The organism is Bradyrhizobium sp. SZCCHNS3052 (genome assembly GCF_032484495.1).
Classification (GTDB): domain Bacteria; phylum Pseudomonadota; class Alphaproteobacteria; order Rhizobiales; family Xanthobacteraceae; genus Bradyrhizobium.
This window is the reverse complement of sequence record NZ_JAUETB010000006.1, coordinates 26174-44555: the sequence shown is the minus strand read 5'-3', so window position 1 is coordinate 44555 and position 18382 is coordinate 26174. Positions and strand designations below refer to the sequence as shown.

At 67.0% G+C, this 18382-nt stretch carries 14 protein-coding genes; all 14 read left to right on the top strand.

Annotated elements, in window-relative coordinates:
• The first annotated feature begins 199 nt into the window (after window positions 1–199).
• Window positions 200–913 (top strand): outer membrane protein, encoded by a 714-nt coding sequence (locus QX073_RS19865; protein ID WP_315750905.1) that lies wholly within the window; start codon window positions 200–202, stop codon window positions 911–913.
• 464 nt (window positions 914–1377) lie between these two features.
• Window positions 1378–4908, top strand: a complete 3531-nt coding sequence (gene dnaE, locus QX073_RS19860; RefSeq protein WP_316170123.1) for a DNA polymerase III subunit alpha — start codon at window positions 1378–1380, stop codon at window positions 4906–4908.
• Window positions 4909–5078: 170 nt separating this feature from the next.
• Window positions 5079–7382, top strand: a complete 2304-nt coding sequence (locus tag QX073_RS19855; protein WP_316226241.1) for a caspase family protein — start codon at window positions 5079–5081, stop codon at window positions 7380–7382.
• 182 nt (window positions 7383–7564) lie between these two features.
• Window positions 7565–8857, top strand: a complete 1293-nt coding sequence (locus QX073_RS19850) for a serine protease (RefSeq protein WP_315827151.1) — start codon at window positions 7565–7567, stop codon at window positions 8855–8857.
• Window positions 8854–9816 (top strand): FHA domain-containing protein, encoded by a 963-nt coding sequence (locus QX073_RS19845; RefSeq protein WP_316226240.1) that lies wholly within the window; start codon window positions 8854–8856, stop codon window positions 9814–9816. The genes QX073_RS19850 and QX073_RS19845 overlap by 4 nt, the downstream gene beginning before the upstream one ends.
• A 91-nt stretch (window positions 9817–9907) precedes the next feature.
• Window positions 9908–10429 (top strand): hypothetical protein, encoded by a 522-nt coding sequence (locus QX073_RS19840; RefSeq protein ID WP_315711595.1) that lies wholly within the window; start codon window positions 9908–9910, stop codon window positions 10427–10429.
• A 154-nt stretch (window positions 10430–10583) separates the two neighbouring features.
• Window positions 10584–11573 (top strand): 30S ribosomal protein S2, encoded by a 990-nt coding sequence (locus QX073_RS19835; protein ID WP_315711596.1) that lies wholly within the window; start codon window positions 10584–10586, stop codon window positions 11571–11573.
• Between the two features lie 129 nt (window positions 11574–11702).
• Window positions 11703–12626, top strand: coding sequence for a translation elongation factor Ts (gene tsf, locus QX073_RS19830; RefSeq protein WP_316226239.1), 924 nt, complete (start codon window positions 11703–11705; stop codon window positions 12624–12626).
• 74 nt (window positions 12627–12700) lie between these two features.
• Window positions 12701–13417 carry a UMP kinase gene (pyrH, locus tag QX073_RS19825; protein WP_315711598.1) on the top strand — a complete coding sequence of 239 codons (717 nt, stop codon included), beginning with the start codon at window positions 12701–12703 and terminating at the stop codon, window positions 13415–13417.
• 188 nt (window positions 13418–13605) lie between these two features.
• Complete coding sequence (gene frr / locus QX073_RS19820; protein ID WP_315711599.1) at window positions 13606–14169, top strand: ribosome recycling factor; 564 nt, start codon at window positions 13606–13608, stop codon at window positions 14167–14169.
• A gap of 12 nt (window positions 14170–14181) precedes the next feature.
• Window positions 14182–14940 (top strand): isoprenyl transferase, encoded by a 759-nt coding sequence (locus tag QX073_RS19815; RefSeq protein WP_315827149.1) that lies wholly within the window; start codon window positions 14182–14184, stop codon window positions 14938–14940.
• Complete coding sequence (locus tag QX073_RS19810) at window positions 14937–15824, top strand: phosphatidate cytidylyltransferase (RefSeq protein WP_315827148.1); 888 nt, start codon at window positions 14937–14939, stop codon at window positions 15822–15824. The genes QX073_RS19815 and QX073_RS19810 overlap by 4 nt, the downstream gene beginning before the upstream one ends.
• A 41-nt stretch (window positions 15825–15865) precedes the next feature.
• Window positions 15866–17089, top strand: a complete 1224-nt coding sequence (gene dxr / locus QX073_RS19805; RefSeq protein ID WP_315711602.1) for a 1-deoxy-D-xylulose-5-phosphate reductoisomerase — start codon at window positions 15866–15868, stop codon at window positions 17087–17089.
• A gap of 39 nt (window positions 17090–17128) precedes the next feature.
• Window positions 17129–18280, top strand: coding sequence for an RIP metalloprotease RseP (gene rseP, locus QX073_RS19800; RefSeq protein ID WP_316165248.1), 1152 nt, complete (start codon window positions 17129–17131; stop codon window positions 18278–18280).
• Window positions 18281–18382 lie beyond the last annotated feature (102 nt).

The following is an 18382-nucleotide window of genomic DNA, read 5'->3' as shown; positions in this document are numbered from 1 at the left end:
CTCACGCGTGTGTAGTCGGTCGGCCCTCGATTGCAAGCTGGAAAGTTCCATCAACACACTGTGATTAAAGATTAATTTCCTAACATGTCTCGTGGCCTTTCAGCAGCGAGCTGTGACCGAGCGGCTACAGCAATTGTGGCGCAGATCGGTAAGAGGTGCGGCTGGCCTGGGGGCCAAATGAGACGAGACTGGACCTGTGATGAAGAAACTTCTGTTGACGACGACGGCGCTCGTGGTGCTGGCCTCGCCGGCGCTTGCCGCGGATCTCGCTGCGCGTCCCTACACGAAGGCACCGCCGCCGGTGATGGCTGCGATCTATGACTGGAGCGGCTTCTACATCGGCGCGAACGGTGGCGGCGGCTGGAGCGAGAACACCTGGGATCTGGTCGGCGGCGGCCGCGAGGGTTCGCATGATGCATCCGGCGGCACCGTCGGTGGCCAGGTCGGCTATCGCTGGCAGATGGGCCAGATCGTGTTCGGCGTCGAGGCGCAGGGCAACTGGGCCGACCTCACCGGCGACAATCAGAGCGCGCTGTTCGGAACGCGTAACCGCACCAAGACCGATGCGTTCGGCCTGTTCACCGGCCAGGTCGGCTACGCCATCAACAACGTGCTGCTCTACGCCAAGGGCGGCGCGGCCGTGACCAGCAACAAGTACACGATCACCAATGCGGCGACCGGCGCGTTCCTCGCCTCCAACGACGACACGCGCTGGGGCGGCGTGGTCGGTGCCGGCGTCGAATACGGCTTTGCGCCGAACTGGTCGCTGGGCGTCGAGTACGACCATCTGTTCATGGACCGCCAGACCGTCAGCTTCGGCGCGCTCGGCTCCGACAGCATCAAGCAGGACGTCGATCTGTTCACCGCCCGCCTGAACTACCGCTTCGGCGGCCCGGTCGCGACGCGGTACTGAGTCGATCCTCGCTCGATCGGCGGATTGGAAAGCCCCGGCGTTCGCGCCGGGGCTTTTTGTTTGCGGAGGCGGGTTAACCATTTGCTGTGCCGGCGCGGCGATGAGCCGATCAGCGCGCTTGACCTGAGAACAAAAAAGGAACATTGTTCTTCATATGTTCTGACTCAGGGAGGTCCCGATGCTGAAGGTTTTCGTTCAAGAAGCCGCCGCGCTGGCGTCGATCACGCTGTTCGTCGGCATGATCGCGCTCTGGGCGCAAATCATTCCACAGCTTTAGTTTTCCGAGCGCAGCGGCTGGGGACAAGGCAGGCGAGGGCGCCGGACTCGCCGGAGGGCGTCCGATATGATGCGGAGCGAGTCGGTCGGGGTCTAGGGTCATGGCGGTTCATGACTTCGAGCCGAGCCCAAGGCTTGGCCCCGCACCGTGATCTCGGAACAAGCCCCAGGGAAGCTGCAAGGCGAGCATGTCCAGCGCCGGATTCGTCCATCTCCACGTCCATTCCGCCTATTCGCTGCTGAAGGGCTCGATCAAGATCGGCAAGCTCGGCGAACTCGCCAAGGCCGACCGTCAGCCGGCGCTGGCGCTGACCGACACCGACAACATGTTCGGTGCGCTCGAATTCTCCGACAAGATGGCGAGCTATGGCATCCAGCCGATTGCCGGCTGCGAGCTCGCCATCGATTTCGGCGACATGGACCCGAATGCCCGCAATGCCGGCGCGGTCGCGCAGCCCTCGCGAATCGTCCTGCTCGCCGCACGCGAGGAGGGCTACCGCCACCTGATGCGGCTGAACTCGCGCGCCTTCCTGGAGACGCCGACGCACCAGGCGCCGCACATCAAGTTCGAGTGGCTGAACGAGGGTGTCGATGGTCTGATCGCGCTCACGGGCGGGCCCGATGGGCCGATCTCGCTCGCGATCCAGCACGACATGGCGGCACTTGCGACGCAGCGCTGCGAGCGGCTGGCAAGCCTGTTCGGCGACCGCCTCTACATCGAGCTGCAGCGCCACGGCGTCGACCGCGAGCGCCGCGTCGAAGGCGGCCTGATCGATATCGCCTATGGCAAGGGCCTGCCGCTGGTCGCGACCAACGAGCCGTATTTCGCGACCGCCGACGACTACGAGGCGCATGATGCGCTGCTGTGCATCGCCGGCGGCCATCTGATCGCCGACACCGAGCGCGTGCAGCTGACGCCGGATCACCGCTTCAAGACCCGTGCCGAGATGGCGGTGCTGTTCGCCGACCTTCCGGAGGCCTTGGCCTCGACGATCGAGATCGCCGAGCGCTGTTCGTACCGGCCGCGGACGCGCAAGCCGATCCTGCCGTTCTTCACGGTCGGCGCCGGCACCGGCAGCGATGCCGTGGACGCCGCCAGCGCCGAGGCCGCCGAGCTGAAGCGACAGGCGGAGGAGGGTCTGGAGCGGCGCCTCAAGGTGCACGGCATGGCGCCGGGCATGACCGAGGAGGACTATCAGAAGCGGCTCGCCTTCGAGCTCGACGTCATCATGCGCATGAAGTACGCGGGCTACTTCCTGATCGTGTCGGACTTCATCAAATGGGCCAAGGCGCACGGCATCCCGGTGGGACCGGGCCGCGGCTCCGGTGCAGGCTCGCTGGTCGCCTGGGTCTTGACCATCACCGACCTCGACCCGATGCGGTTCGCGCTGCTGTTCGAGCGCTTCCTCAATCCCGAGCGCGTCTCGATGCCGGACTTCGACATCGACTTCTGCCAGGACCGCCGCGGCGAGGTGATCTCCTACGTGCAGCAGCGCTACGGCCGCGACCAGGTGGCGCAGATCATCACCTTCGGCACGCTGCAGGCGCGCGGTGTGCTGCGCGACGTCGGCCGCGTGCTGCAGATGCCCTACGGGCAGGTCGACAAGCTCACCAAGCTGGTGCCGCAGAATCCGGCCGCGCCGGTGACGCTCGCCGCCGCGATCGAGGGCGAGCCGAAGCTGCAGGCCTTCCGCGACGAGGACCCGGTGGTGGCGCGCGCCTTCGACATCGCGATGCGCCTCGAAGGCCTGACGCGGCATGCCTCGACCCACGCCGCCGGCATCGTCATCGGCGACCGGCCGCTGAGCGAGCTGGTGCCGATGTATCGCGATCCAAAATCGGACATGCCGGTCACCCAGTTCAACATGAAGTGGGTCGAGCCCGCCGGCCTCGTCAAGTTCGACTTCCTCGGCCTGAAGACGCTGACCGTGCTCGACGTCGCCGTGAAGCTTCTGAAGCAGCGCGACGTCCACGTCGATCTCGCGACCCTGCCGATCGACGACGCGCCGAGCTATCAGATGCTGGCGCGGGGCGACGTGGTCGGCGTGTTCCAGGTTGAAAGCCAGGGCATGCGGCGTGCGCTGATCGACATGCGCCCGGACCGCTTCGAGGACATCATCGCGCTGGTGGCGCTGTATCGTCCCGGTCCGATGGCCAACATCCCGACCTACTGCGCCCGCAAGCACGGCGAGGAGGAGCCGGAATATCTGCACCCGATCCTGGAGCCGATCCTGAAGGAGACCTTCGGCGTCATCATCTACCAGGAGCAGGTGATGCAGGTCGCGCAGCAGATGTCCGGCTATTCGCTCGGCGAAGCCGACCTCCTGCGGCGCGCCATGGGCAAGAAGATCCGCGCCGAGATGGACAAGCAGCGTGTCCGCTTCGTCGAAGGCGCCGTCAAGAACGGCGTGCCGAAGGACCAGGCCGACACGATCTTCGACCTGCTCGCCAAATTCGCCGACTACGGCTTCAACAAGTCGCACGCGGCCGCCTATGCGCTGGTGTCCTACCACACCGCCTACATGAAGGCGCATTATCCGGTGGAGTTCATCGCGGCGTCGATGACGCTCGATCTCAACAACACCGACAAGCTCTCGGAATTTCGTGCCGAGGCGCAGCGCCTCGGCATCAAGGTCGAGCCGCCGTCGATCAACCGCTCGGGGCCGACCTTCGAGGTCAGCGGCAACACCATCTTCTACGCGCTCGCGGCGTTGAAAGGCGTCGGCCCGCAGGCGATCGAGATGATCGTCGAGGCCCGCAACAAGGGCGGCCCGTTCACCTCGCTCGCCGACTTCGCCTCTCGCGTCAATCCGCGTGCGATCAACAAGCGCATCATCGAGACGTTGGCGGCGGCCGGTGCGTTCGACGTGCTCGACAAGAACCGCGCCCGCGTGTTCGCCGGCGCGGACGCGATCGTCGCCGCCTGCCAGCGCGCGCACGAGGCCGCCACCTCCGGCCAGAACGACATGTTCGGCAACGCCGCCGATGCGCCCGCGATCATCCTGCCGAACATCGAGAACTGGCTGCCGGCCGAGCGTCTGCGGCGCGAATATGATGCGATCGGCTTCTTCCTGTCGGGCCATCCGCTCGACGACTACGCGGCGGCGCTGAAGCGCCTGCGCGTGCAGAGCTGGGCCGAGTTTTCGCGTGCGGTGAAGACCGGCGCGACCGCGGGCAAGGTTGCCGCCACCGTGGTGTCGCGCATGGAGCGGCGCACCAAGACCGGCAACAAGATGGGCATCATGGGTCTGTCGGATCCGACCGGCCATTTCGAGGCCGTGCTGTTCTCTGAGGGCCTCGCACAATATCGCGACGTGCTCGAGCCGGGCGCGGCGGTGCTGCTGCAGCTCGGCGCCGAGCTGCAGGGCGAGGATGTCCGCGCGCGGGTGCTGCATGCCGAGCCGCTCGATGATGCCGCCGCCAAGACGCAGCGCGGATTGCGCATCTTCCTGCGCGACACCAAGCCGCTCGATTCCATCGTCAAGCGCCTGCAGGGGCCGGAAGGTGCCGCGGTCAATGGCAACGGGGCGATCGCCAAGAGCGCCGCGCCGCCGTTGGCGCCCCGCACCGCAGCAGGCGAAGGCGAGGTGTCGCTGGTCATGATGCTGGACCTCGAAACCGAGGTCGAGATGAAGCTGCCGGGGCGCTTCAAGGTTTCGCCACAAATCGCAGGTGCCATCAAGGCGGTGACCGGCGTGGTCGACGTGCAGCAGCTGTAATCGAGGCGATCGTTCCGCTGGAGCGGCTGCGTCCGGCGATCTTGCTGGTCGAACGGGGGGACGAGGAACAAAAAAGCTGCGCGTGGGCTGTACGGACATGCCTCCGTTCAACCGCGGTTCAGCCATTCTCCCGCTGAATCCGCGGCGGGTGCCTCGAAGGGGCTTGAACCATGCGCTTGACCAAGATCACCGCGAAGATCGTCCTGAGTGTCTCGCTCTGCCTGCTCGCCTTGGCGGCCTTGCCGCGGCTTGCCGCAGCGCAGCAGCCCGGCGCCGAAAAGCGTATCGCTCTGGTGATCGGCAACGGGGCCTATGCCAAGGGCCCGCTGGCGACGGCGGCCAACGACGCCGGCCTGATCGCGCAGACGCTGCAGGCCGCGGGCTTCGATGTGGTCGGCGCGCGCGATCTCGATGCCGACACGCTGCGCAAGAGCTTTCGCGATTTCATTCACAAGGCCCAGTCAGCCGACACCAACACCGTCGCAATGGTCTATCTGGCCGGCTACGGCATGCAGCTCGCCGGCGAGAACTATTTTCTTCCCGTCGACGCCAACATCGGCAGCGACGTCGACATTCCGACCGAAGGCCTGCGCCTCAGCGACTACATCCGCCAGCTTGCGGCGACGCCGGTGAAGGCCAGCGTCGTGGTGCTCGATGCCGCCCGCCAGCAGCCCTTCATCGCCAGCGGTCCGGCGATCGCCGGCGGCCTGGCGCTGGTCGAGCCCGATGCCAACATGCTGATCGCCTTCAATGCGGCGCCGGGCACGATCGCGCCGAACGAGACCGGCGCCTACGGCGTCTACGCGCGCTCGCTCGCGGAGATGATCCGCTCCGGCGGCCTGTCGCTGCCGGAGGTGTTCGACCGGCTGCGGCTGCGCGTCAACGAGGAGACCAAGGGCGCGCAGGTGCCGTGGGATGCGCAGAAGATCCAGGCCGCCTTCACCTTCTTCGAGCGGGCGCCGGACGCGCCGGCCACGCCGGATTCGCCGGAGCAGACCGCGGCGCTGCGCTCGCGCCCGATCCGCGAGCTGCCGGTGCAGGAGGCCTATGCCGCGGCGCTCGAGCGCGACACGCTGCAGGGCTATGAGGATTTCATCGCCGCCTATCCGAGCGACCCGCTGGCGCGGCGCGTGCGCGCCCTCGTCGCCGCTCGCCGCGAGGCGCTGACCTGGCGACGGACGTTTCGCACCGACAGCCCGGAGGCCTATTGGTCCTACCTGAAGCGCTATCCCTATGGCGCGCATGCCGAAGACGCCCGGCGGCGGCTGGCGATGTTGTCGGCACAGCCGGCGCCGCCGCCGACCTTCGCGATGATCGAATATGACGTGCCGCCGCCGCCGCTCGACGAGGTGATCTATGTCGAACGTCCGGTGCTGCTGTTCTCGGATCCCGAATTCGATTTCGTGCCGCCGCCCCCGCCGCCGGTCTACATCCTGCCGCCGCCTCCGCCGGAGTTCGTGGAGCTGGCGCCGCCGTTCGCGCCGGTCGGCCTGTTCATCCTGCCGCGGCCGGTGTTCGTGCCGATCCCGGTCTACGTCCGGGCGCCGGCTTTCGTTGCGCCGCCGCCGAACAACATCATCTACCAGAACATCCACAACCCGACCGTCATCAACACCGTGATCAATCGTCCGGCGCCGCCGGCCGCGCCGATCACCGCGGGCCCCGCGGCCGTGACGACGCCGGCCGTGGCGGTGGCACCGGCCCTGCCGCCGGCCGTCGCGCAGCGCGCCACGCTGATCCAGCAGGGCAAGGTCCCGCCGCCGGGAGGACCGCTCACCAATCCCACGGTCCGGCCCGGTGCAGCACCGGCCATTCAGGCCAACGCTCCGCCGGGCGGACCCTCGCCCGCCATGACGGGACCCGGGCAGGGGCATGCCAATGTCAATCCGCTGCCGGTGCCCGGTCGCGGTGGTCCGCCGGTGCCACCATCGGTTCAGGCTCCTAATCTGCGCCAGCCGGCACCGGCATCGCCCTCTGCCGCGCTGCCACCGCCCGCGCGCCAGGATCTGCGCGCGAACCGCACGCCGCCGGGCGCAGTCGTGCCGCAGCCCGCAAGGCCATCGGTGACGCCGTCCCGTCCGGTCATGCCGTCAGCCGCTCCGCGCGGGCCTGAGGTGAGCCCGCGCATTCAGCAGGCGACGCCACCGCAGATCCAGCGCCGCCCGCCGCCACCACCGGCGACGGCGCGTCTGAGCCCGCCACCGGCGCCGCCACGACCGCCGGTTGCACCGATGGTTCGGGTGGCTCCGCCACCTCGGCCGGCGCCGCCGCCGCCGCAAGTCATGCGTCCGTCCGCTCCGCCACCGATGGCGCGTCCTGCGCCTCCACCGCAGATGGCGCGTCCCAGTCCGCCGCCGATGGCCGCCGTGGCCCGGCCGGCGCCGCCGCCGATGGCGCGGCCCGCGCCGCCGCCGCCACGTCCGGCGGCCCCGCCGCCGGGCAAGAGATGTCCGCCGAACGTCCCGCATTGCTGAGCCGCCGCGCGTTGGCCTGAGGTCGGCGCGGTTGCAACATCGGCCTGTTTTCGATATGGCCGGACCGCCGGACTGATCGATCGTGGGCGCAGGACGTCGACGGCCGACGACGTGTTGCGGGGGCATCAGTGATATCAGCGTTTGTCGGGACCTTGCGCACGCTGTCTTTGCGAAGCTCAATCATGGCCGCGCTTTGCGGCGTCGGTATCGCCGGCCTGCCATCGCCAAGCGATGCGCAAGCGCTGCCGGGCGCCGAAGCCGTCTATGCCTCGGCGCCGCCGCGCCTGCTCCAGATCCGCACGCTCGTGGCCGATGCCGGCCGCCAGACCTCGACCGGATCCGGCTTTCTGGTCTCCGCCGACGGGCTCGCGGTCACGAACTATCACGTTGTGTCGGATGCAGCACTCGAGCCGAAGACATACCGGCTCGAATATACGGGAGCCGATGGCACGCAGGGCGGCGTCACGTTGCTCGCTGTCGACCTGCCCAACGATCTCGCGCTCGTTCGCGTCGACAAGCAGAACGCGCCGTTTTTTTCGTTCGACAAGGCCGCGCTCGACGGCAGCCTGCCGAAAGGCGAGCGGCTCTATTCGCTCGGCAACCCGCTCGACCTCGGCTTCACCATCATCGAGGGAACGTATAACGGTCTCGTCGAGCACAGCTACAACGATCACATCCATTTCACCGGCGCGCTCAATCCCGGCATGAGCGGCGGGCCCGCGGTGAATGCGCAAGGCCAGGTGGTCGGCATCAACGTCGCCACGCGCCGCGGCGGCCAGCTCATCAGCTTCCTGGTGCCCGCCCGCTTCGCGGCCGCGCTTCTGGCGCGCGGCCAAGATGCCAGGCCGGCGGCGGCCGATCTGCACAAGGACGTGATCGCGCAGCTTACGAGCTGGCGTGGAGCGCTCTACAAGTCGCTGGGCGAGGAGGGCTTCCGCGATCGGGTGTTCGGCTCCTATCAGGCGCCGGAGACGCGCGCGGGCTGGTTCGAATGCTGGGCGAGCACCAATGCCAGCGCGTCGCCGAAGCCGCGCGCCAGCATCAATTCGACCAGTTGCAAGGCCGAGGCCAGCGTCTATGTCGCGTCCGACCTCAACACCGGCGTGGTCGAGGTCAGCCACTCCTACGCGAAATCGATCGACCTCAATCAATTCCAGTTCGCGACCGTGCTGACGCAGCTGGCGCAGCCGCGACTCACCCAGGGCGGCTCGTTCCGCAAATGGTACACGCCGCAGCATTGCCATGCCGATTTCGTCGGCGTGACGCCGGCGGCCGCTCATCCGCCGCTACGCGTGCTGTGGTGCGCGCAGGGCTATCGCGAGTTCGACGGCCTCTATGACGTCGTGCTGGTCGCGGTGACGCAGGACCATGCCGACGAGGCGCTGGTGTCGCGGCTGAACCTGCAGGCGATCGCCTATGACGACGCCTTGCGCCTCGGCAAGAGCTTCCTCGAACGCCTGCAGGTCGCACGATGATCTGGATCGAGATCCTCTCCAAGCATCGCGACGTCGCCGGCCGCTTCCGCGTCGATGCCGCCGAGATCAGCATCGGCCGCGGCTACGACAATCACGTCATCCTCGACGATCCCTATGTCGCCGCGCGCCATGTGCGAATTTTCCGCGACGGCGAGGGGCGCCTGGTCGCCGAGGATCTCGGCAGCGCCAATGGCCTCTTTCTCGATCGCGGCAAGAGCCGGAAGCCGCAGCTCGTCCTCGACGGCGCCAAGCCGATCCGGATCGGCCAGACGCTGCTGCGGGTCCGCGACGCCGGCCATGCCGTCGAGCCGGAGCGCCTCGCGGGCTCCGAACGCGGGGCGCTGCCGATCATCGCCGCGATCGCCCTCGGTGCCGTGCTGCTCGCGATCAACGCGGTGATGACCTGGTTTGCGCAGACCTCCGAGGCGCATCTGTCCGATTATCTTGTGCCGACCGTCACGATGATCGGGGTGGTCGTCGCATGGGTTGGCGTCTGGGCGCTGCTGGCGCGGCTGTTTTCCGGCCGCTCGCATTTTCTGCGCCACCTCCTGATCGCGCAGGCGGGTCTGATTGCGTTCTGGGTCTACAGCGAGTTCGCCCAGATTGCCTCGTTCGCCCTGACCTGGACCGCTGTCTTCACCTACGGCTACGTCGTTTCGTGGATCGTTCTCGCCGCGACCTGCTTGCTGCATCTGCGTGAGGTCGGACGCACTCATATGCTCGCCAAGGGCCTGGTGGTCGGCCTTTTGCTGGTGGTCGCGATCGCGATCCAGACCGTGCAGCGGTCGGAGGCGTTGGCGAATTCCGGCCGTCCCAATGTCAGCCACGTGCTGATGCCGCCGTCCCTGCGCCTGGTCCCGGTGCAGGACGATCAGACCTTCTTCGGAGACGCCGCGCGGCTGAGGGCGAAGCTCGATGCCGACCGCGCCGCGCTGGCCCCGGCCGGTGTGGAGCGCTGATCACAGTTCCACTGTCTTTGCTCCCGGAGGTTGAAAGTTTCCTGGTTCCCGTCATAGCCTCGAAGCCCGGGTTTCTACGGGGAGGGGGGCAATGAACAGGCGAGCGCTGTTGGGATTGGGAGCGGCATTTCTGGTATCAGGATGCCTGACAGGCAAGGAAGGCACCGAATACGCTGTGGTGTCACAGAAGATCGGGGCGCCGCGTGCCGGGCAGTCCCGCATCATCATCATGAGCTTGAAGGATGCCTGGCTGGACCGGACCACGTGCGACGCCAAGGTCGACGGCGTCGCGCTGAGCCGCCTGATCCCCGGGACCTATGTCTACGTCGACCGGCCGGCCGGTCCGCACCACCTCGTCGCCACCCAGACCCTGTTCCCAGGCGACTCGGTGCTCGATTTCAACACAGAGCCGGGGCGGACCTATTTCTTCTCGATCAGGCCCAGTGATCGGTCCAGGGCTATGCAGGGCGGCGGCATGGCGTTCGGCCTGCTCGGCATGGGCGTCATGGCCGCGGCCTCGTCGGGCGCCGACAACAAGGGTCCGGTCGACTTCGTTCCGCTGCAGGAGGGGCAGGCCCGGACGGCGATGGTCGAGCTTCTGCAGGCCGAATGAGCCCATTTTCCTTGCGTTGCGCCAAAATCCGGCTATATAGCGCGCCATCTCACACGGAAACTTGGCTCTCCTAGAGGGCGTCCGGTGGCAAGCCGGGCCTTGACGGCCCGTTTTTGCTCACGCGTTTCCGGAGGAATCAACCGGAGAATATCCAATGGCGCTGCCTGAATTCACGATGCGTCAGCTGCTCGAAGCTGGCGTGCACTTTGGTCACCAGTCTCACCGCTGGAATCCGAAAATGGCCGATTTCATTTTCGGAGCCCGCAACAACATCCACATCATCGATCTCGCCCAGACCGTGCCGCTGCTGCACACGGCGCTGCAGGCCGTCAGCGACACCGTCGCCAAGGGCGGCCGCATCCTGTTCGTCGGCACCAAGCGCCAGGCGCAGGACAACGTGGCCGATGCAGCCAAGCGCTGCGCGCAGTATTTCGTCAATTCGCGCTGGCTCGGCGGCACGCTGACCAACTGGAAGACGATCTCGGCCTCGATCAAGCGCCTGCGTCATCTCGACGAGGTGCTGTCCTCGGGCGAAGCCAACTCCTACACCAAGAAGGAGCGGCTGACCCTGCAGCGCGAGCGCGACAAGCTCGACCGCTCGCTCGGCGGCATCAAGGACATGGGCGGTCTGCCCGACATGATCTTCGTGATCGACACCAACAAGGAAGACATCGCGATCCAGGAGGCCCAGCGCCTCAAGATCCCGGTGGCCGCGATCGTCGACACCAATTGCGATCCGAAGGGCATCACCTACGTCGTGCCCGGCAATGACGACGCCGGCCGCGCCATTTCGCTGTACTGCGACCTGATCGCGCGGGCCGCCATCGACGGCATCTCGCGCGCGCAGGGCGAGCTCGGGATCGACGTCGGCGCCTCGGCGGCTCCGCTCGAGGAAGATCTTCCGGCTGCGTCCACTTCGACGTTCCAGGGTCTGCCTGGTCCGCGCGGCACCGCCGATGATCTCAAGAAGCTCACCGGCGTGTCCGGTGCGATCGAGAAGAAGCTCAACGACCTCGGCATCTTCCACTACTGGCAGCTCGCCGAGCTCAACCACGACACCGCGCACCAGATCGGCGAAGAAGTCGGTCTCCCGAGCCGGGCCGATGCCTGGGTCGCGCAGGCCAAGTCGCTCGCCGACGCGTAAGACGACACAACACCATTCTGGCCGGCGTCTCACGCCGGCCATCGCGACTGAGATAGGTTTTTCCTGGCAGCGGGCGGCGACGAGCCATCCGCTGCGTCGCGCTTTGGACAGGCAAAAGGACGTTCAACGATGGCTAATATCACCGCAGCGATGGTGAAGGACCTGCGCGAGTCGACCGGCGCGGGCATGATGGACTGCAAGGCCGCGCTCACCGAGAACGGCGGCGACATGCAGGCCGCGCAGGATTGGCTGCGCAAGAAGGGCCTGTCGAAGGCCGCCAAGAAGGCCGGTCGCGTTGCGGCCGAGGGTCTGATCGGCGCGCTGACCTCCGGCAAGAAGGGCGTGGTCGTCGAGGTCAATTCCGAGACCGACTTCGTCGCCCGCAACGAGCACTTCCAGGGTCTGGTCAAGATGATTGCCCAGGTCGCGCTCGACGTCGGGGCCGACGTGGAGAAGATCAAGGCCGCCAAGGTGGGCAGCATCACGGTCGAGGCCGCGATTGCCGATTCGATCGCCACCATCGGTGAGAACCAGACGCTGCGGCGTGTGGCTTCGCTCGAAGTGAGCCAGGGCGTCGTGTCGAGCTACGTCCATGGCGCCGTCATCGAGGGTGCCGGCAAGCTCGGCGTGATCGTGGCGCTGGAGTCGCCCGGCAAGACCGACGAGCTCGCCGTGCTCGGCCGTCAGCTCGCGATGCACGTCGCCGCGGCCAATCCGCAGGCGATCGATGCGGCGGGTCTCGATCCGGAGCTCGTCAAGCGCGAGAAGGACGTGCTCGCCGACAAGTATCGTCAGCAGGGCAAGCCGGAAAACGTGATCGAGAAGATCGTCGAGTCCGGCCTGAAGACCTACTACAAGGAAGTCACCCTGCTCGAGCAGGCCTTCATCCACGACAGCGGCAAGTCGGTCGCGCAGGCGCTGAAGGAAGCCGAAGGCAAGGTCGGCGGTCCGATCAAGGTTGCCGGTTTCGTCCGCTATGCCCTCGGTGAGGGTATCGAGAAGGAAGAGACCGACTTCGCTGCCGAAGTCGCCGCCGCCAGCGGCAAGAAGTAACGACTGAGCACAGTCACGATCCGGCGCGTCGTTCGCGCCGGATCTCAACGCGCGGGATAGGAGAGCATTGGCACATGGCTGAGCCGGTCTATCGTCGCGTCGTGGTCAAGCTGTCCGGCGAATATCTCGCGGGCCCTCATTCCTTCGGCATCGACCAGCCGACCGTCGACCGCATCGCCGATGACCTCATCGCGGCCCAGAAGCTCGGCGTCGAGATCGCGGTCGTGGTCGGCGGCGGCAACATGGTGCGCGGCGTCGAGGTCTCGTCGCAGGGCGTGTCGCGTCCGACCGGCGACACCATGGGCATGCTCGCCACCGTCATGAACTGCCTGGCGCTGGAAGCCGCCATCCAGCGCAAGGGCACCCCGGCGCAGGCGCTCTCCGCTTTCGTCATGCCGGAGGTGTGCGAGCTGTTCACCCGCGCTGCGGCGCACAAGTCGCTGGCCGAAGGACGCATCGTCGTGCTCGGGGGCGGCACCGGCAATCCCTATTTCACGACCGATACCACAGCGGTCTTGCGGGCGGCCGAGATCGGTGCCCAGGCCGTGCTCAAGGCCACCAATGTCGATGGCGTCTATAGCGCCGATCCCAAGAAGGATCCGGCCGCCAAGCGCTTCGACCGGCTGACCCATTCGCAGGCCATCGAAGGCGGCTACAAGGTCATGGACGCGACCGCATTCGCCCTTGCCCGGGAAACGTCGCTGCCTATCATTGTGTTCTCCATTGCCGAACCGGGCTCGATCGGCGCGATGCTGCAGGGCGAAGGGCGCGGCACCATCGTCGCGGGGTGAGCCGCGGCACCATCGTCGCGGGGTGAGCCGCGGCACCGTCGGCCGCCGGTGTTGGACCGATCCCGAGCCTGCGGTAGAAGCGTAAGCGAGACAGGATTTCATCCGGGAGTCGCCCGAGTCCGGCCGCAGGCATTTCAAGGCCTGGCAGAGCCGGCCGCAACGCCCCGGATTGCAGAAAGGAAAGCGTGATGAGCACGGGCAATTTCGACCTCAACGAACTGAAGCGCCGCATGCAGGGCGCGACCCAGGCGCTGAAGCACGAGCTCGGCGGCCTGCGCACCGGCCGCGCCTCGGCGTCGATGGTGGAGCCGGTCCAGGTCGAAGCCTATGGCTCGCACATGCCGCTCAACCAGCTCGCGACCGTCTCCGTTCCCGAGCCGCGCCTGCTCTCGGTGCAGGTCTGGGACCGCTCCATGGTCAAGGCCGTCGAGAAGGCGATCGTCGATTCCAACCTCGGCCTGTCGCCGGCGACCGAAGGCCAGGTGATCCGGCTGCGCATTCCCGAGCTCAACCAGGAGCGGCGCAAGGAGCTGGTCAAGGTCGCGCATAAATATGCGGAAGCTGCCCGTGTCGCCGTCCGCCATGTCCGCCGCGACGGTCTCGATACCCTCAAGAAGCTCGAGAAGAATCACGAGATGTCCGAGGACGATCAGGAGCGCCTCGCTGCCGATGTGCAGAAGGCGACCGACAGCGTGATCTCGGAGATCGACCAGCTGCTGGCGGCGAAGGAAAAGGAAATCCTCACCGTCTGAAGGATGCGCTTGATGTCCAATGCCGCGGCCCCGATGACGGAGGCGCCGGACCGGTCCGACGGACCGGCCCATGTTGCCATCATCATGGATGGCAACGGCCGCTGGGCTGCGGCCCGCGGGCTGCCGCGTGCGGAAGGGCATCGCCGTGGCGTCGAGGCATTGCGCCGCGTGGTGCGCGCCTCGCATGAGCTCGGCATTCGCTATCTCACCATCTTCTCGTTCTCGTCCGAGAACTGGTCGCGTCCGGCCAGCGAGATCGGCGACCTGTTTGGGCTGCTCCGCCGCTTCATCCGCAACGATCTCGCGACCCTGCATCGCGACGGCGTGCGTGTCAGGGTGATCGGCGAGCGCGACGGGCTCGAGCCCGACATCTGCGCGCTTCTCAGCGAGGCCGAGGAACTGACCCGGGGCAACACCAAGCTCACGCTCGTGGTCGCCTTCAACTACGGCTCGCGCCAGGAGATCGCGCGCGCGGCGCAGCGTCTGGCCCGCGAGGTCGCCGAGGGCCGGCGCGATCCGGCTTCGATCGATGCCGATGCGATCGGCGCTCATCTCGATGCGCCCGATATTCCAGATCCCGATCTCATCATCCGCACCAGCGGCGAGCAGCGGCTGTCCAACTTCCTGATGTGGCAGGCGGCCTATAGCGAGCTGGTGTTCGTGCCGATCCATTGGCCCGACTTCGACAAGGCCGCGCTGGAGGGCGCGATCGCCGAGTTCGGCCGGCGTGAACGCCGCTTCGGCGGTCTCGTGGCGAAAACCGCCTCGTGACCAAACCGGATACCGCAGCCGTGAGAGACGCCGCCAACGCCGCGCAGCGCAATGATCCCGCGCCGCCGAAAAAGGCTGCAACCAGCAATCTGGTGATGCGGGTGGCGGCGGCGCTGGTGCTGGTGCCGCTGGCGCTCGGCGCCGCCTATGCCGGCGGCGTATTCTGGACCGCACTGGTCACGGTCGTCGCGGTCGGCCTGTATCTCGAATGGCTGATGGTGGTGGGCGAGGTTCGCACGGCCAGCGTCGGCACGGCCGGCGCACTGGCCATCGGCGTTGCCGGCCTTTGCTGCGCCTATGGCCTGATCGACTTCGCCGTCGTCGTGCTTGGGCTCGGCCTGGTCGCGGTCACGGCGCTCGCTGCGGGACGTCGCGCCTGGGTGGCCGCCGGCTTCGCCTACGCGTCGGCCGCCGAGCTCGGCTCGGTGCTGGTGCGCTTCGATGCGGCCGAGGGATGGCATGCGCTGGTGCTGGTGTTTCTGGTCGTATGGGCCAGCGACATCGGCGGCTACGTTGCGGGCCGCAGCATCGGCGGGCCGAAGCTCGCGCCGCGGATCAGCCCGAACAAGACCTGGGCCGGCGCCGTCGGCGGCTTCGCCGCCAGCCTCGTCGCCGCGGCCGCCTGGTCGATGGCCGGCGCCGGCGGCCTGATGGCGATGCTCATGCTCGCCGCGGCGCTGTCGGTGGTCTCGCAGCTCGGCGACCTGCTCGAATCTGCGGTGAAGCGGCAGTTCGGGGTCAAGGACTCCAGTCACATCATTCCCGGCCATGGCGGCCTGTTGGATCGCCTGGACGGCTATGTCGCGGCGATCGTCGTCGCCGCATTGCTCGGTTTGCTGCGCGGCGGCCTCGATGGCGTCGGCCGCGGTCTTCTGGTTTGGTGACCGGCAGCGCGGCTGGCCGGTCGAGATTGTTTGGTGAGAACATGAGCGCAGTGCCATTGCGGAACAACAAGGCCGGTCTCGCGGAGGTGCGCAGCGTCACCGTGCTCGGCGCCACCGGCTCGATCGGCGATTCGACCATGGACCTCGTGCGCGGCGCGCCGGAGCGCTACCGCGTCGAGGCGCTGACCGGCAACAGCAACGTCCAGGGCCTGGTGAAGCTGGCCCGGGAGTTCAACCCGCGCTTCGTGGCGGTGGCCGATCCGGCCGGCCTCGACGAGCTGCGCGACGCGCTGGCGGGCACCGGGATCGAATGCGGGGCAGGGGAGAGCGCCATCATCGAGGCGGCAGCCCGTCCCGCCGACTGGGTCATGGCCGCCGTCTCCGGCGCCGCCGGCCTCAAGCCGGCGCTCGCCGCGGTGGACCGCGGAGCGACCGTGGCGCTCGCCAACAAGGAATGCCTGGTCTGTGCCGGCGATTTCTTCATGGAGCGGGCTGCGCGGGCTGGCGCCTGCATCCTGCCGGCCGATTCGGAGCACAACGCGCTGTTCCAGGCGCTGTCCTCGGGCAATCGCGAGGAACTGGTGCGGGTGATCATCACCGCCTCCGGCGGCCCGTTCCGCACCTGGGCGCCGGCCGATATCGAGCAGGCGACCTTGGCCCAGGCGCTGAAACATCCGAACTGGAGCATGGGCCAGAAGATCACGATCGATTCGGCCTCGATGATGAACAAGGGCCTCGAGGTGATCGAGGCGTCCTACCTGTTCGCGCTGTCGCCCGACGAGATCGACGTCCTGGTGCATCCGCAGTCGATCGTCCACGGCATGGTCGAGTTCTCCGACCGTTCGGTGGTGGCGCAGCTCGGCGCGCCGGACATGAGGATTCCGATCGCCCATTGCCTGGGCTGGCCGGAGCGCATCAAGGGGCCGTCGGCCCGGCTCGATCTCGCCAAGATCGGCACGCTGACCTTCGAGGCCCCGGACTTCGAGCGGTTCCCCGGTCTGCGGCTGGCGTACGATTCGCTGCGCACCGGGCGCGGCGCCACGACGGTGTTCAACGCGGCCAACGAGGTCGCCGTCGCGGCCTTCATCGCTGGTCACATCCGGTTCGGTGCGATCGCCCGGCTGGTCGAGGCGACCCTCGAGGACTGGACGCGTTCGGGTAATCTGGCACCGTTGACCTCGGCGGACGACGCCATCGCCATTGACCATGACGCGCGAAAAAGGGCCTCCGGCCTCTTGCCTCAAATCGCCGCAAAAGCATCTTAAAGGGTTGGACGGGCCACCGGCCCATCGGGAAGGTCATCGATGTCGGAATTTTTCCACCATATCTTCAATACGTTGAGCCACGGCCTTCTCGGCTACATCGTCCCGTTCCTGTTCGTGCTGACGATCGTGGTGTTTTTCCACGAACTCGGCCATTTCCTGATCGCACGCTGGGCCGGCGTGAAGGTGTTGACGTTTTCGCTCGGATTTGGCCCAGAACTGATCGGTTTCAACGACCGCCACAACACCCGCTGGAAGATCTCGGCGATCCCGCTCGGCGGCTACGTGAAGTTCTTCGGCGACGAATCCGAGGCCTCGACGCCTTCGGCCGAGGCGCTCGCCAAGATGACGGCCGAGGAGCGGGCCGACAGCTTCCACCACAAGACCGTCGGTCAGCGCGCTGCGATCGTCGCGGCCGGCCCGATCGCCAATTTCATCCTCGCGGTCATCATCTTCGCCGGCATGGCGCTGTATTTCGGCAAGCCGAACACGACCCCGCGGGTCGATGCCGTCCAGCCGGACAGCGTCGCGGCCCAGGCCGGCTTCAAGGACGGTGACGTCGTCGCCGCCATCGACGGCCGGGAGATCGAGACCTTCGCCGACATGCAGCGCGTCGTCTCGGTCAGCGCCGGCACCGAATTGTCCTTCCTGATCAAGCGGGACGGCACGGAACTCACCCTGAAGGCGACGCCGGCGCTCAAGGAGGTCAAGGACCTGTTCGGCAACAGCCACCGGATCGGCGTGCTCGGCATCCAGTACAACGCCAAGCCGGACGAATCGCGGTCGATCCCCGTCGGGTTCCTCGAGTCGATCAAGATCGGTTTCGAGCAGGTCTGGTTCATCATCTCCACGACCTTCAAGTTCATCGCCTCGCTGTTCGCGGGCGCCGGGAGCGCCGGCGACGTCGGCGGTCCGATCCGAATCGCACAACTCTCGGGACAGGCAGCCAGCCTCGGCTTCCAGTTCGTTGTGCAACTGTGCGCGACGCTGTCGGTCTCGATCGGGCTCCTGAACCTGTTCCCGGTTCCGCTGCTCGATGGCGGACACCTGTTGTTCTATGGGGTCGAGGCCGTCCGCGGCCGGCCGCTGTCGGAGCGGGCGCAGGAGATGGGGTTCCGAATCGGCCTCGGGCTGGTCCTCATGCTCATGGTCTTTGCAACCTATAACGATATCCTTCACCTCGCCGGGTCCTGAGCGCGGCTTTTTTACGACGTGGCCGTTGGGCAACGTTTTGAAACGAATTTGAAAATTCAGAGAGATCCGGCGTTTGCCGCCGGGTCCAAATTGGCTACAAGC

Coding starts and splice junctions, on each gene's coding strand:
- QX073_RS19865 (WP_315750905.1), top strand. CDS start 200: ATGAAGAAACTTCTGTTGACGACGACGGCGCTCGTGGTGCTGGCCTCG.
- dnaE (WP_316170123.1), top strand. CDS start 1,378: ATGTCCAGCGCCGGATTCGTCCATCTCCACGTCCATTCCGCCTATTCG.
- QX073_RS19855 (WP_316226241.1), top strand. CDS start 5,079: ATGCGCTTGACCAAGATCACCGCGAAGATCGTCCTGAGTGTCTCGCTC.
- QX073_RS19850 (WP_315827151.1), top strand. CDS start 7,565: ATGGCCGCGCTTTGCGGCGTCGGTATCGCCGGCCTGCCATCGCCAAGC.
- QX073_RS19845 (WP_316226240.1), top strand. CDS start 8,854: ATGATCTGGATCGAGATCCTCTCCAAGCATCGCGACGTCGCCGGCCGC.
- QX073_RS19840 (WP_315711595.1), top strand. CDS start 9,908: ATGAACAGGCGAGCGCTGTTGGGATTGGGAGCGGCATTTCTGGTATCA.
- QX073_RS19835 (WP_315711596.1), top strand. CDS start 10,584: ATGGCGCTGCCTGAATTCACGATGCGTCAGCTGCTCGAAGCTGGCGTG.
- tsf (WP_316226239.1), top strand. CDS start 11,703: ATGGCTAATATCACCGCAGCGATGGTGAAGGACCTGCGCGAGTCGACC.
- pyrH (WP_315711598.1), top strand. CDS start 12,701: ATGGCTGAGCCGGTCTATCGTCGCGTCGTGGTCAAGCTGTCCGGCGAA.
- frr (WP_315711599.1), top strand. CDS start 13,606: ATGAGCACGGGCAATTTCGACCTCAACGAACTGAAGCGCCGCATGCAG.
- QX073_RS19815 (WP_315827149.1), top strand. CDS start 14,182: ATGTCCAATGCCGCGGCCCCGATGACGGAGGCGCCGGACCGGTCCGAC.
- dxr (WP_315711602.1), top strand. CDS start 15,866: ATGAGCGCAGTGCCATTGCGGAACAACAAGGCCGGTCTCGCGGAGGTG.
- rseP (WP_316165248.1), top strand. CDS start 17,129: ATGTCGGAATTTTTCCACCATATCTTCAATACGTTGAGCCACGGCCTT.